16 protein-coding genes and 1 tRNA gene are annotated in these 13,172 nt (G+C 65.9%); 7 read left to right on the top strand and 10 right to left on the bottom strand.

The features are described 5' to 3' along the window. Window positions 1–23: 23 nt before the first annotated feature. Window positions 24–341 carry a PadR family transcriptional regulator gene (locus BLU74_RS12045; RefSeq protein ID WP_089767546.1) on the bottom strand — a complete coding sequence of 106 codons (318 nt, stop codon included), beginning with the start codon at window positions 339–341 and terminating at the stop codon, window positions 24–26. A 116-nt stretch (window positions 342–457) separates the two neighbouring features. On the opposite strand from BLU74_RS12045, the gene BLU74_RS12040 reads away from it, so the two are divergent. Further along, window positions 458–733, top strand: a complete 276-nt coding sequence (locus tag BLU74_RS12040) for a DUF7111 family protein (protein ID WP_089767543.1) — start codon at window positions 458–460, stop codon at window positions 731–733. A 43-nt stretch (window positions 734–776) separates the two neighbouring features. On the opposite strand, the gene BLU74_RS12035 is transcribed toward BLU74_RS12040, so the two are convergent. Beyond that, entirely contained in the window at window positions 777–1,478 is a 702-nt protein-coding gene (locus BLU74_RS12035) for a protein sorting system archaetidylserine synthase (protein WP_089767541.1), read from the bottom strand. 135 nt (window positions 1,479–1,613) lie between these two features. On the opposite strand from BLU74_RS12035, the gene BLU74_RS12030 reads away from it, so the two are divergent. Continuing rightward, window positions 1,614–2,069, top strand: a complete 456-nt coding sequence (locus BLU74_RS12030; RefSeq protein WP_089767539.1) for a cupredoxin domain-containing protein — start codon at window positions 1,614–1,616, stop codon at window positions 2,067–2,069. Between the two features lie 153 nt (window positions 2,070–2,222). Here BLU74_RS12030 and BLU74_RS12025 read toward each other — a convergent pair whose 3' ends face one another. Genes BLU74_RS12025 through BLU74_RS12010 form a run of 4 tightly spaced genes read right to left on the bottom strand, consistent with a single transcriptional unit; the run spans window position 2,223 to window position 4,883 of the window. Then, window positions 2,223–2,870, bottom strand: coding sequence for a 30S ribosomal protein S3ae (locus BLU74_RS12025; protein WP_089767537.1), 648 nt, complete (start codon window positions 2,868–2,870; stop codon window positions 2,223–2,225). Then, window positions 2,863–3,210: a KEOPS complex subunit Pcc1 gene (locus tag BLU74_RS19345; protein WP_245705790.1), complete on the bottom strand. Its 348-nt coding sequence runs from the start codon at window positions 3,208–3,210 to the stop codon at window positions 2,863–2,865. Before BLU74_RS19345 ends, BLU74_RS12025 begins: the two co-directional genes overlap by 8 nt. Then, window positions 3,207–4,397 (bottom strand): hypothetical protein, encoded by a 1,191-nt coding sequence (locus BLU74_RS12015; protein ID WP_089767535.1) that lies wholly within the window; start codon window positions 4,395–4,397, stop codon window positions 3,207–3,209. The genes BLU74_RS19345 and BLU74_RS12015 overlap by 4 nt, the downstream gene beginning before the upstream one ends. Before the next feature lie 18 nt (window positions 4,398–4,415). Then, window positions 4,416–4,883, bottom strand: a complete 468-nt coding sequence (locus tag BLU74_RS12010; protein ID WP_089767533.1) for a 30S ribosomal protein S15 — start codon at window positions 4,881–4,883, stop codon at window positions 4,416–4,418. Between the two features lie 234 nt (window positions 4,884–5,117). On the opposite strand from BLU74_RS12010, the gene BLU74_RS12005 reads away from it, so the two are divergent. From BLU74_RS12005 to BLU74_RS11995, 3 genes are all read left to right on the top strand, one after another. Further along, window positions 5,118–5,189, top strand: a tRNA-Ala gene (locus BLU74_RS12005). A gap of 164 nt (window positions 5,190–5,353) precedes the next feature. Then, window positions 5,354–5,839, top strand: a complete 486-nt coding sequence (locus BLU74_RS12000) for a hypothetical protein (protein WP_089767819.1) — start codon at window positions 5,354–5,356, stop codon at window positions 5,837–5,839. 101 nt (window positions 5,840–5,940) lie between these two features. Continuing rightward, window positions 5,941–7,206 (top strand): MFS transporter, encoded by a 1,266-nt coding sequence (locus tag BLU74_RS11995; protein WP_217635371.1) that lies wholly within the window; start codon window positions 5,941–5,943, stop codon window positions 7,204–7,206. 70 nt (window positions 7,207–7,276) lie between these two features. Here BLU74_RS11995 and BLU74_RS11990 read toward each other — a convergent pair whose 3' ends face one another. The 4 genes from BLU74_RS11990 to BLU74_RS11975 all read right to left on the bottom strand — a co-directional run bounded on the left by BLU74_RS11990 (window position 7,277) and on the right by BLU74_RS11975 (window position 12,489). Then, complete coding sequence (locus BLU74_RS11990; protein WP_089767531.1) at window positions 7,277–9,751, bottom strand: tubulin-like doman-containing protein; 2,475 nt, start codon at window positions 9,749–9,751, stop codon at window positions 7,277–7,279. Window positions 9,752–10,022: 271 nt separating this feature from the next. Further along, window positions 10,023–10,811, bottom strand: a complete 789-nt coding sequence (locus tag BLU74_RS11985) for a hypothetical protein (protein WP_139175753.1) — start codon at window positions 10,809–10,811, stop codon at window positions 10,023–10,025. A gap of 100 nt (window positions 10,812–10,911) precedes the next feature. Then, the gene (locus tag BLU74_RS11980; protein ID WP_089767526.1) at window positions 10,912–12,120 is read right to left on the bottom strand and encodes a sensor histidine kinase; all 1,209 of its coding nucleotides are present in this window, start codon (window positions 12,118–12,120) and stop codon (window positions 10,912–10,914) included. Window positions 12,121–12,270: 150 nt separating this feature from the next. Beyond that, the gene (locus BLU74_RS11975; RefSeq protein WP_175454633.1) at window positions 12,271–12,489 is read right to left on the bottom strand and encodes a hypothetical protein; all 219 of its coding nucleotides are present in this window, start codon (window positions 12,487–12,489) and stop codon (window positions 12,271–12,273) included. Between the two features lie 115 nt (window positions 12,490–12,604). Here BLU74_RS11975 and BLU74_RS11970 point away from each other — a divergent pair, with 115 nt between their 5' ends. Then, window positions 12,605–12,892: a hypothetical protein gene (locus tag BLU74_RS11970; protein ID WP_089767521.1), complete on the top strand. Its 288-nt coding sequence runs from the start codon at window positions 12,605–12,607 to the stop codon at window positions 12,890–12,892. Window positions 12,893–12,959: 67 nt separating this feature from the next. Then, the gene (locus BLU74_RS11965; protein ID WP_089767519.1) at window positions 12,960–13,118 is read left to right on the top strand and encodes an AbrB/MazE/SpoVT family DNA-binding domain-containing protein; all 159 of its coding nucleotides are present in this window, start codon (window positions 12,960–12,962) and stop codon (window positions 13,116–13,118) included. Window positions 13,119–13,172 lie beyond the last annotated feature (54 nt).

The raw sequence follows: 13,172 nt of genomic DNA, 5'->3' as shown, positions 1-13,172 counted from the left end.
ACCGAGTGCGAACCGAGATCGATTCACTCCTCGGCGTCGGGGGCGCCCGCTGCGGTTTCGGGGTCGTCATCGACCCGCGCCGTGAGCCACGCGTAGTGAGCGTCCACCCGTTCGGCCCCCTCGTCGGTGAGTCGGTAGACGTCGTGGATGCCTTCGGTCTCGACGGCGATCAGGCCACGGTCCACCAGTGCGTCGACGCTGCCGTAGAAGGACTGTGGATCCAGTCGGGTTTCGTAGTGCCGTTCGAGCGCGGTCTTGAGTTGCTGTCCGCGCATCGGTCCCGCGTCGTAGAGCAGGGCGCATAGATCCCGCCGCCGGCCGCTCTGGAGCCACCTGGCCATTGTCGGACCCTCGGAGCCGACTCCTACGTTACTTTCGCTTCGAGGCCGGCGCGCGGAGGGCCCGGTGCTCCACATCGAACCGGTAAGTTCGACTGTGTCGCGGCCAAACCGGTGGTATGGCGGAACGCGAGACGACGGCGAACGGGATCACCGCGCAGTACGACGAGACTGAGACTGAGCGGCTCCTGACGTTCGAATCTGACGGGAGTACGGCCGCGATCGCACAGAACCGCGAGGGATACGCGATGCTGAAAGTGCGGCCGGCCGCCGACGGCGACGAACTGGAGCGCTACTACGGATTCGATATGGCGCTCGATCACGCCGCGGAACTGCTCAACGTGGCGCCCCACGACCTCCCCGTCCCCGAGGCCGCGGCCGATATGGGGATGTGAACGGTCTGGCCGACCGGAGCGACGGGGTCGGTGGCCCGTCGAATCAGTCGCGACGCCAGTAGAACCGCGGCCCGAGGAACAGATACGAGAGCGCGAGAAACAGCAGGCCGTACGCGAACCCTTCACCGATCGCTCCGACCACCTGGCGACCCATCCGGCCCCCGAGGATGATCGCCGCCGCCTGGACGATCCCCATCACGACCGCGTCCTGCGCGTGGAGGTCCGGATACGTGATCGGCGCGAGCATCAGCGCGGCGAGCAGGTACACGAGCGGGACGAGCACGATCGGACTCGTGAAACCCGCAAGCACGGTCGCGCCCAGAATCGTCGCTGCGAGCGTGGTCTGGACGCCCTCGGTCTCCGCGGAGCCGCTGTCGTACGCAGTGTAGAGTCCCAGCCGCGTCACCGCCGTCGCGACGAACAGCGCCGATCCGACGATGGCGACGATGCCGCGGGGGGTCCCGAGGCCCCACGTCTCCGCCACGGCCATCGCCACCAGCAGTGCGGGACCCACGCCAAAGGACGCGACGTCGGCCAACGAGTCGAGATAGGGGCCGACGGTCGTCCCACCGCGCCGGCGGGCCACTACCCCGTCGAGCGCATCCGCGATCGCCGCCAGGAGGAGAATCCGGGCCGCGAGTTCGACGTCGACCGTCGCGGCGACGGCGGCGACGAACCCCAGGGCGGCGTTCGAGATCGTGACCGCGTCGGCGAGACCCAGCCGACCCACGAACCGGGGCTTCATACCGCCGACGACTCGGACGATCGGTTTACCTCTTTACATCCGGTCGCCGGACGCGACAGCCGAGAGGATGGCTCGAACCACGTCAGTGGGCCGCGGACCGCGCGACATATAGCGCTCGAATCCTGAGTGTCTCGTATGAGCGAACGGTCTGTGACGGGCGGGCGAGACGGGACTCGGCGCTCCCGACGGGACGTCCTGGCCGGCCTCGGAACGGTGACGATCGCAGGCCTCGCCGGGTGCGCTGGGGCCGGCGCGGCGAACGACTACGACGTCGGGATGACCGCAGTGGCGTTCAATCCGCCGGAAACCACCATCGCTGTGGGCGAGCGCGTCGTCTGGCGGAACACGAGTTCGCGCGGACACACCGTCACGGCGTACGACTCGGGGATCCCCGAGGACGCGGCCTTCTTCGCCAGCGGCGGCTACGACTCGACGGCGGCCGCCCGGGACGGATTCATGTCCGAGTTCGGAGGAATCATCGACAGCGGCGAGACGTGGTCCCATACCTTCGAGGTCCCCGGCACGTACGAGTACTTCTGTATCCCCCACGAGCAGGCCGGAATGGTGGGGACGGTCGTCGTCGAGGAGTGATCGATCGTAGCGTTTGCAGGTCTTCACCCGCACGATCGCACGACGGCAGACGTCGGATGAGCAATCAGTTGCAAACGCTACGATAGCTGCCGCTCGGGTCACTCGTCGGGGTACCGATACCGAAAGAGGAAATGTCTGGTCGAACCGGCCGAATCAGGCCTCGTCGTCGACCGCGACGTCTTCCTCGTCGACGTCGACGGCGGCCTCTTCCTCGGCGGCGACCTCTTCGGGCCGCGCTTCGAGGGTGAGTTTCTGGATTTCGACCCGGCGGAGCGGGTAGATCGTCTTGGCTTCGCCGTAGATCGCCGACGAGAGTCGGCCTTCGATGACGCTATCGACCAGTTCGTCGAAGGTCCGCTCGGCAGCGGCTTCCTTGACGAGGTCGATCATCACCCGACGGACCGCCTGCTCTTGGCTGCGGTCGGCCTTCTTCGTGGTGAAGGCGACCGGCTGGAGCTGGACGCGGTAGTCGTCGGTCGTCCGGACCGTGATCGCGACGTCGACCTTCGAGGCCCCGCGTCGGACGAGGCTCCGGACGTAGTCGCGTGCGAGTTCGTGTTTGATGAACTCCGTGTAGGCCGCGTCGCTGGCGACGTCGTTCACTTTGAAGGTGAGTTTCGTGTTGTTTTCGCCCTGATCGCCGGTGATGTCGCCGAGGGTGACCTCGACGGTTCGGCCGTAGACCTTCTCGGGTTCGTCTGCGAACGTCGAACCGATCTCGGTCCGGTCGAACTGTTCCGGCGCGATGAGGGTGTACCATCGCTTTCCGCTTTGCTGCTTCGAGACTGATCGTTCACTCATTGTGTGTCTGGGTAGTGTCGACGATGGCGTCGGCCACCGTCAGGTTGACCACGGTGTCGTCCACCGTGGACTGCAGCCCGCCGGTCGTCTCGCGGGAGATCGTCGTCACGAGGGTATCGCCCTCGACGCTGATCTCCATCGAGTCGGTGTTGTCCGGACGGAGCGCCGCCATCACCGTCTCGGCGTCGGCGTGCGTCGTCCGGAGGCGGGCCGTGCGCGACGCACTGTCGTGCGTCGTATCCGAATGTGATTCCGTGTCTGTACGTGCCGTCGTCTCGTCCTCGTCCGCTCGCGGGGTGTCGAGTCCGTCCGTCGGCGCGTCGCGGTCGCTCCCGGTCATCGGGTGGCCTCCCTGATCGCGGCGATGACGTCGGCGTCGGCCGCGTCCGGATCGAAGCGGACGACGGCCTCGGTCGGCGTGCCGGTCCACGCGGCGCGCTCGCCGGTGGCGAACTCCGAGGCGATCGCCTCGGCCGCGTCGGAGGCGCCGGATTCCGTGGCTGACACCGCTGCGACGCCCTCGCCGAGCGCGACGACGAGTGGCTCCGGCGAACGGAAGTCGCGAGCCAGTCTGGCTAGCGCCCCCAGCCGTCCGGCGGCGCGGGCGTCCTCGTCGGCACCGACGTCGCTCCGGACGGCGAAAACGCCGTCGTAGCGGCCGGTGTGGGACGCTCGAAGCGCCGTGTGGACGGTTCGGGCGTGTGTCCGCCACGCCTCGAGCGCGGCGTCGGTCCCGCCGTGGCCGAGTGCGAGCGCCACGGCCGTTCCGGGGCGCTCGCGGGCGACGGCGTTCAGGACATCGGCGAGGCCGCCGACCGTCGCCGTCGGACCGTCGGGCGTGGCGTACGGACGCAACGCCCGCTCGACCGCGTCGGCGCTTCGCGGCGTCGACTCGTCGTCGCCGGCCACCGCGAGCGCGACGAACGAGGCCAGTTCCGTCCCGGCCCGCTCCCCGTCGGCCGCCGCGAGCGATCCGATCGCCGATCTGACGGCGTCGGGATCGCCCGAGACTGGCGCGTGAAACAGCGTCGAGTGGGCGAGCCCGTCGACGACGTCCGCCGTCGGGATCGCGATTCCGGGACGCCGCTCGACCGATCCAGCGGCCTCGGCCCGATCGAGCACGGCTCCAGCGACCGAGCCGGGGTGTGCGCCCCCGGCGACGACGCCGGCGAGCGCCAGGACCGGATCGGGCTCCTCGCCCGCCAGCGTCGACGCCACGTCGTACGCGCGGTGGCTCACGGCCGACCCGACCGATGGCGCGAGCGTCACGTCCGCGCCGGGACGTTCGGCCCCGACCGCGACGAGGACGCCCTCGTCGGTCGCCGGCGGTTTGGCGCCGAGCGGATCGACGCGCACCTGGAAGGGGACGTCGACGCCGCGAAGCGCCCGCGAGAGCAACCCCGCGGCCGCCAGCGCGTCCCCGGTAGCCGTGGGGACGAGACGGACGAACCCAGCGCTCTGGAGCGTCGACGCGACGCGCTCGGCGGGTGCGTCCGGGGTCGGCGTGGGGTCGGATCGGGAGGCCATTGTGGACTGTGAGACGCGCTATTCTTCGAGGATTTCGACAGCGGCGTCGTAGGTGTAGGTGAAGTCCTCGTCGAGCTCGTCGCCGCGGTAGTAGTCGACCAGGCGACGGATCTTCGACTCGGTGTTCTGCAGCGCGCGCTTGTTCTGCATATCCTGTTGGTTCTCGTTGACGTGGCGGCGGAGCCGCACTGCGCGCTCCATCAGGCTTCGGAGATCCTCGGGGATCTCGGGCTTCGCGTCGTGCGCTTCGAGGATCGTCGTGACCTTCTTGCCCGTCGCGACTTTGACGTCGGGGACCGGGACGCCCTTCACGCCTTCGTCGCGGAGCTTGAGCCCGATCTGACTGGGCTCGTAGCCCTGCTCTGCGAGTTCGACGACGCGCGCTTCGATGTCGTCGGGATCGACGTCACTCCACTCCGGGGGTTCGTCTGCCACCGGCTTGTCCGAACCGGACGAGCCGCGGCGGCGGGTGTGCATTCGTGCCATTGGTATAGATTGGAACGGCACAGACCGCAGAATACGCGATGTGACGCGGTCGGGTCGCGACCGCATCGCACTTCCGCAATCCCAAGCCGCACCGCGCGGCGAGTCAGATTTGCGGCCGTGCTGTTCCCGTTTTTACCCACCAGTGACGGCGTCAAAAGCGTTGCGACCCGCGACCGTTGCTCGCCGAGTCGAAGCCCTTAAGAACAAAAGCAGGGTATCTGAGAGTGCGACCGAGGGCTCGTAGATCAGCGGTAGATCATCCCCCTGGCACGGGGAAGGCCGCGGGTTCAAATCCCGCCGAGTCCACTTCTCCACTGCACCTGTGGCCAGTGAGCGTCGCGTGTTTCCGCCGAAACGGATCGTAGACGGTCGAATCCAGCGAAATCGACCGACTACAGACCGTCCACACGTCAGCGCGCTCGATGGCCACTCCGCCACGGTTATCAGAATCCGAGCCCGACGATGAGGGGATGGAATTCGACACAGGCCGTCGCCGGTTTCTGGAACTCGCCGGAGTCGGGGCCGCCGCGACGCTCGCCGGGTGTAACACCGGGCAGACCGAACAGACAACGGACAGTACCGCCACGAACGGGGGCGCCGCGACGGTGACGGCCGCCGTAGAGCCGGACCAAGAGCAGCTGCAGGAGCGCGAATCAGCGATCCGGTCGGAACTCGATTCGGGCAATATCTCGCAGTCGGAGGCCCGAGCGCAGTTCCGCGACGCACAGAGTGAACTCCGACAGGAAGCGCTCGCGGCCTTCGAAGAGCAGGCGAGCGAAGCCGGGATTTCGGTCGAGGACAGCGTCGACCAGTTCGGCGTCGTCCTGGTCAGCGGGCCGGCAGCGGCGTTGATCGGGGCACTGGACTTTGACGGAGTGACGGCACTGCTCCCCGAATCGACGTTCGAGGAGGCACAGTCGCAGGCGCAGACGGCCACGACGACCGCGTCGCAGTAGTCGGGGCGGACGCCACCGGTTCCGTCAGGGTCTTTATCGGATGGGTGCTTCACGAGAGCGTGTCGCCGTCTTCGAGCTCCCTCACCGACCGAGTGGGGGCCGTGGTCGCCTCCCTGCGGGGCGACGGCCGCGGCTGGACGCTGCTCGCCATCGCCGGCGGGTGGTTCTTCGCGCTCGGCTTACGATTCACGATCCCCGCGTTGTTACCGGCCATCAGAGCCGATTTCCCCGTTTCGGAGACCGTCGCTGGTGCGGCGATCACGCTGCTGTGGGTCACCTACGCCGCGATGCAGTTCCCCGCCGGCGTCCTGGTCGATCGGGTCGGCGAGCGGACGCTGCTCGTCGGGAGCGCCGGGACGGGCGCACTCACGATGGTCGCCTACGCCGTCGCGCCGACGTTCGCGCTGTTCGTCCTCGCGACCGCCGCGTTCGGATTCGCCTCGGGACTCTACGGACCGCCCCGCGGGACCGTACTCACGCGGACCTACACCGACAGCGACGGTGCCGCCTTCGGGATCGTCCTCGCGGCGGGGAGCATCGGCGCGGCGCTCGTACCCCCGCTCGCGACCTACGCGACCGGGGTGGTGGGGTGGCGCGGCGCGCTGGGACTCACCGCACCCGGCTTCCTCCTCGCGGCGGTCGCGCTCGGTGCGTTCGTACCGGCGCAATCAACGGTCGATGCAGCCCGTCGGACCGACGGCGACGAGGCGGCCGCGGAGGCGGAGACTGAACCGCAGGACCGGCCGCTCACAGCACGACTCCGCGCCGCCGCCGGCGACGTCCGCCGCGGCGTCAGCTCGCGGAAGGTCGTCCTCGCGATGATCGGGACGACGCTGATGCTGTTCGCGTTTCAGGGGCTGACCGCTTTCCTCACGACGTATCTCGTGACCGCGAAAGCGCTCTCGGAGGCGACGGCAGGGACGCTCTTCGGCCTCCTGTTTCTGAGCGCGGCGGTGTTTCAGTCGACCGGGGGCGCACTGGCGGACCGATACGGGTACGGAACAGTCCTCTCGATCGTCGCGTTCGTCGGCATCGGGCCCCTGCTCGCGCTGCCGTTCGCGGAGGGAATCGTGCCGCTCGTCGTAATCGTCCTCCTGCTTGGGATGCGACTCGTGGTCGGCCCCGTCGCCAACGCGTACATCGTCGCCCTCCTCCCCGCCGACGTCCGCGGGACTGCGTGGGGAGCCATTCGGACCTCGCTCTTCGTCGTCGGCGCGTTCGGCTCGACCGCCGTCGGGGCGATGGCCGACCATGATCTGTACACGGCCGCGTTCGTCCTGCTCGCGGTGCTGACAGCGATCGCGGGTGTGATCTACGCGTATCTCCCGAATCGCGACGAGGTAACGGATCTCGGAAACGCGGAGTGAGTCGCGAACTGTCGCCACCGAGGCCTGCCGAGGGCCGCCGGGTCGACCGCGCTGGCACCGACGGTGCAGCTCAGTCTTCGGCCGGTTCAGTCACTTCCGAGGAGAATCCCCACGCGTCGTTGATCTGGTCGTCGTCGGGGAACAGTTCCGGGTAGCCGAACTTCCGTGCGACGAGTTCGGCGTCCTCCGCCGTCGATCCGAGCAGTTCGCCGACGTCCTCGTCGGCGCGGAAGTGCTCGTGGATCTGGCCGAACTCGCTGCTGTTCTCTAAGGCGATGTCCGCGTGGACGCCGGTGAATCGGATGCGGAACACGTCGTCGACGAGTGCCGTCTCCTGTTCCTCGCTGTTGGTCGACATCAGTGTGGGAACGGTGTCGATCCCCTCGACGTCGTCGAGTTCGCCCTGAAGCAGATCGACGTTCGAGTCGTTCGTCAGGACGCCGAGGTACCGGTATGGGTTGATCGGGACGTTCTGCGGTTCGAGGTCCTGGAACGGCTCTTCGAGGTGTTCGAGGGTGAACTCGAGCGCACGAGCGACCCGCTGGCGGCTCACGATGCTCCGTTCGAGCAGGTCACCGATGCTCTCGAGGTCGGTGAGAAACTCGACGCTGGCGTTCTCGAAGTTCTGGAACGGGATACTCACGTACCGTTCGCGCTTGTACGACTCCAGCGTCTCCCGCCGAGAGCGCTGGACGTTCTCGCGGCGGCCGCGTTCCTCGCGGAGTTGTTCGAGGTCGGACTCCGCCTGACGGATTTTGTCGTTGATGTCGTCACGGATGTCCGCCAACCCGGTCCGGGCGTCCTCGCGACGGCCGCGGGCGGTGCTCTGTGCGTCCTCGATGTGCTTGAACTCCGCGTACTCGTCAGTGAGTTCGTTCTGCCGCTGTTCGAGGGTGTCGATTCGGTCTTCGATCTCCCCGCGGAGCCGGAACTTGATCCGGCTCGTAGATTCGAGTTTTCGCTCCTGATCGTCGATCGCCTCGTCGAACCACTCCTCGAGGCCGCCGGTCCACTTCGCGAGCGGATCCGCGCTGGAGTCGGTGAGCAACTGCGTCTGGTCGCTATCGAGGTATCGGGAGAACTTATCCGCGTAGTCTTCGACAGCGTCTTGGACGAGCCGGGTGAACCGGTGGCCCTGCTTGAGCGACTGGAGACGGGTGACCAGTTCGCGGTAGTAGAAGTACGAGAAGACGTCGTCGACCGAGAACTCGTACCGGCTCGACAGCGAGCCGACCTGTGAGAGCGCTTTCTCGTACTTCTCGTCTAAGAGGGCGTCGTCGTAGCCGTCCCGCGGGTCGAATTCGTTGGTGGCGTGTTCTCGAGCGGTCTCGACGAGCGACTTGTCCACGTACAGTTCCTCGCCGTCCTCGGCGCGGCCCTCCTCGAACGCCTGGCTTCCCGATTCGAGGTCCAGCGCTTGGTTGATGTAATCGCGGTTTTCCTGGTACCGCTCCAGTTCGTCTTCCGCGTTCTCGATGCGGTCGTCGATGTCCTGGATGTTCTCCAGCGCTTGGACGTAGTTCTCGACGGCCGTCACCGGGACTTCGACGCCGCGACTATCGACCGAGTAGAGTTTCGGTTTCCCGTTGCGCCCCGACCGGGAGTAGCCGTTCGGGAAGTCCTCCTCGAAGGCCTCTGCGAGAAGTCGCACGGTGTCCGCTGCGACCTGGTTGAGGTTCTCCCGGTAGTCGGTGTTGTCGCCCTTTTCCTCGTTGAAGCCGATCAGCCCGTAGAAGTCGAACGGTGGGCTTTCGAGAACGATGTCGTCGTAGCCCGGAAGCTGATTCTCTCCGTGGGTGGCATACAGCGGGATCCTGAGCCCGTCATTCGCGTACCCGGCGCCGGCGGCGTCCTCGAACGTGCCGTCGAAGTCGTAGTCGAGTAGCACCGCGAGTTCGCGGAGCGCCGTGTACGCGTTCGCGTAGAAGTTCTCGTTCGCGGTCGGTGGCCGGGACTGTTCGTCGATCTGGTCGAGTCGCGGAAGCGAACCGAGGCCGCAGAGGTAGTAGTTCTCGTCGGCGTCGGCCGTGATCCGGTCGAGTTCACCCGCAATCAGGGGGAACGCGCCACTACCGGTTCCGCCCCCGAAGGAGTTGATGATCCAGAGGTTCGCGCCGTCGAGATCCGGATCGTCTAATGCCTTCCCAGCGTCGTCCTCGAACTCCTCGACGACGCGTTCTAACTGTTGTCGAAAGCTCGTGTAGTTCTGTAGGTTGTCGATGTAGTACCGGGAGACCGCGCGCTGACGCGTCGCCCCACCGACGTCGGCCAGGCGCATATCGTCACGGAGGTACGGGTACTCCTCGACGTCGTTCTCCCAGTTCTTTGTCGGTGTCTCGAGCGCGATCGTCTGGAAGGAGTCTGGAGTGTACTCCTCGACTTCGTCGGCCTTCGTGTCGATCCCGACGAATTTGAAGCGGTCGAGGACCTCTTCTTGATCGCCACGGTCGGCTGGGACCTCATCGACGATGCTTCGGTAGGTCCGAGCAGCCATCTTGCAACCGGCCTCCCCAATCCCAATAACGATAGATGGGTTCGTAACCATTCTCTGTCAGATATCTCGCTGTGCTGTATATTATAACTAAGGGACGGGGCGCAAGAAACGTCGGAAGCACAAATCCGCTCCCGTCCGTCGGTTAGTAAGCGTGTGGACTGAGCCACATAAATGGGGGTCAGGCGACGCTTCAGAGGCGACGAATCATCGACTGATAGTCACTTCGCGTCTTCGCAGATCACCTGTGGCCGACCGAGCGTGGGAGTATCGCGGCGTCCGAAGACAGGTATCGGCCCCGGGGGCCTTCGTCTGCTCGACAGCGTCACCAATCGTCCCCGTCGTCAGAGTCGATCTCCTCACGGATTTGTTCGGCCGCGTTGTTGAGCGTCTTCGTGTCGTCTCTGCTCTCCATTCCTCCCGCGAGTCGTTCGAGGTGGTTAGCGTGTTCTCGCTTCAGATCGCTCGCACTGCTGCTGCGTCGCCGCCACGAGTACGCGCCGAAGGCGAGCCCGACGATGCCGATGGCGAGGCCACCGAGGAAGGCCGCATTGGTGAACTGCCCGGCGAGAGAGACGTCACCGAGTTGCGACTGCAGTTGATCGACCTCCTCGTTCGCCTGCTGGAGTTCGAACCACGGCGAAGATCTCATGTCTGCTGAGACGGTCTCGGAGTCGGTGAGTTCCTGGCCGTTCTGGATGTACTCCATCCGAACGTTCGCCGCGTCGATCTGTTCTTGCTTGATCGTCTTGGGATACGTCTGGAAGACGAACGTCACCTCCTCGTCCGGTTCGATCTCCTCGATGAAGAACGCGTTTCCTGGCCGGGACTCAACGTTGATGTCCGCCCCTCCCGGACGGACCGCGAAGCTGAACGAGTTGGGTTCGAGCAGCGCCCGGTTAGTACCGGTGAACGCGACGGTCATATTGTTGATCGTGCTCCCTTCAGGTGAGACCGTGTACGTCACCTCGATCGCCTGATCGGCGTCCGTTTGCGTACCGTTGTAGGCTGTGTCGTTGCTGGTCGTGACGGCGGCGGAAGCCGCCATGGAACTGAACGCCAAGAGAATCACCACGCCGATGATGGGTAACAGACGGGAGAAACGCCGTGTCATACGTCTGGAGTCACCTTCCGTCCATCGCGTCATAATTGTTTCCACTACTGACAGCCGGGAAATTGATCGACTGCAGCGGTGGGTGAGCCCCCGCCGGCAGTCACTCCACGAGTCGGACGCCGGTGACCTCGAATCGGGCCCCGCCATCGCTGCCCTCGCAGACACCGATCGACCAGCCGTGCGCCTCGAAAATGCTCTGGACGATCGCGAGCCCGAGTCCGGTCCCGCCGTCCGTGGTGTATCCCCGGTCGAAGACCGTTTCGCGTTCGGATTCGGGGATCCCGGGGCCGTCGTCTTCGACGTAGAAGCCGCCGTCGATCGGTCCCACTCGGACCGTCACCGACTCGCCGCCGTGTTCGATCGCGTTCCGAAAGAGGTTCTCGAAGGCCTCCCGAAGCCGTTCGGGATCACCGTCAGTGTGCCCGATCGGCTTCGGCTCGAACGTGGTGGCGCGCGTCTCGACGGTCTCCCACGCGCGCCGAAACACCGCGTCGAGATCGAGGCGCTGGGGGTCGCTGACGTCCCGGCCCCGACGGGCGAGCTTCAACACCTGATCGACGAGGTCGTCCATCCGGTTCGCCGCGCGGACCGCCCGATCGAGGTGCTCGGAGTTTTGATTCTGCTGTGCGATGTGGAGCGATCCGGTCACGACGTTCAGCGGGTTGCGGAGGTCGTGGGAGATCACGCTCGCGAACGTCTCGAGTCGCTCGTTTTGCGCTTCGAGTTTCGTCTCTCGTCGGACCCGCGCCAGGGAGTGGCCGATCATATCCGCGACGGTCCGGAGCAGTTCGACCTCCGTGTCCGACCACTCCCGGGGCGAATCGAGTACGTCGAAGACGACGAACCCCCCGAAGGACCAGTTGTCGACGATCGGCAGAAACACCGCGGCGCTGATATCATCTTCACGGAATCGCGTTCTGAGCGCCGCTCTCGGCGGCACGTCCTCCAGCCGGCCGATCGGCACGTTGTCGAACTGTTCGAGTCGCTCCTGTAACCACTCCAGCGAGTCCAACTCCGCGCGGCGGCGGGTCACCGGATCGACCCCGTCGGTGGACCACGACGCGACGCGCTCGTGGCCCTCAGCCATCGACTGGAAGACGGACCCTCGATCGGCGCCGATGTGGGTCCCGACGCTCTCGAGGACCCAGCGAAGCTTCGTGTCGAACTCGTCCGGCTCGGCGCTCATCAGACTCGTCGACGTATCCAGGACGATATCGTACAACTGAATGTGACCTGAGTCCCCCGGATGCCCGGCCTCACCGTTGCTCGATGGACCGGGTTCGACGACGCGTTCAGGGAACCTGTCCATATGCTCCGGCGGATCCCACGACAAGTAGTACTTGTGGCCCGAGTATCAGACGTGAAGCTCAGACGGGGTCGGTACGCGACCAGCGCGCAGACGGGAAGCAGTGACGCCGAGAGACGGGGGGACCAGGGTATCGACGCCCGCCGAGATGAGTCACCAGCGAAGCCACACGAGCAGCGCGAACCCAACCGCGAGCCCCGTCGGGAGCAACATCAGGACGAACGCGGGAGCACCGAGGGGACCGACCCCGGTCAGGTCAGCGAGTATGGTGCTGACTCGACTGTCGCCGCCGACGGCGCGGACCGCCCCCCACAGAAGCGCGACGGCGAGTGAGGCGACGACCGCGGCGGCGACCAGGCTGCGTTGTCGCATCATCACGAACGGAAGTAGGCGCGACCGGTTCGATAACGTTTCGGGAAGAATCCCACGAATGGGTGACCCATCCGCAAACTCTATTGTGGTCCCTGCAGTACCGAAACTGGACACGATGTGCCGGGAACTGAAGCGGGAGCCGACGTGGGTGGCGGCCATCCGACTCGCGATGCTCGAAGGGCGAGTCGACGCCGAGGCCGTCATCGAGGAGGCGAACCTCATTCCCGGTCGGGAACGGACGGTGTGTGACGTCCTCTCGACGATGGCCGAGCGCGATCTCCTGCGACCGATCGATGACGGCACGTACCTCCCCGGTCCCGTGTTACTGCACTCGGACCGCTTCGAGCTCGACTTCACGAACGCCTCGAATGGCGGTGCGCACCGGTGGAAGTCGTCGGTGTGATCGGTCTCCTGCTCCTCGCGACTGAGCATAGCGTAAACTATGTAAATACTACGGCCATACGGCCCGTATGGGAACGCTCACGGACACGAAAATCTCGAGTAAGAATCTGACGACCGTCCCGAAACCCGTGCGAAACTTCCTCGACGTTGGCGCCGGGGACCGCGTCGAGTGGCAGGTCGAAGACGGACGGATCATCGTCAAAAAGTGCGACGGCGACGAGGAGTGAGATCCGGGCGGCGAGACGGCCGGTATCGGCTGTGCCGCGACGGAACCCTAGCCG

The sequence above is a fragment of the Halobellus clavatus genome, from assembly GCF_900107195.1.
Taxonomy (GTDB): Archaea; Halobacteriota; Halobacteria; order Halobacteriales; family Haloferacaceae; genus Haloquadratum; species Haloquadratum clavatum.
This window is presented reverse-complemented; position numbering and strand designations above follow the sequence as displayed.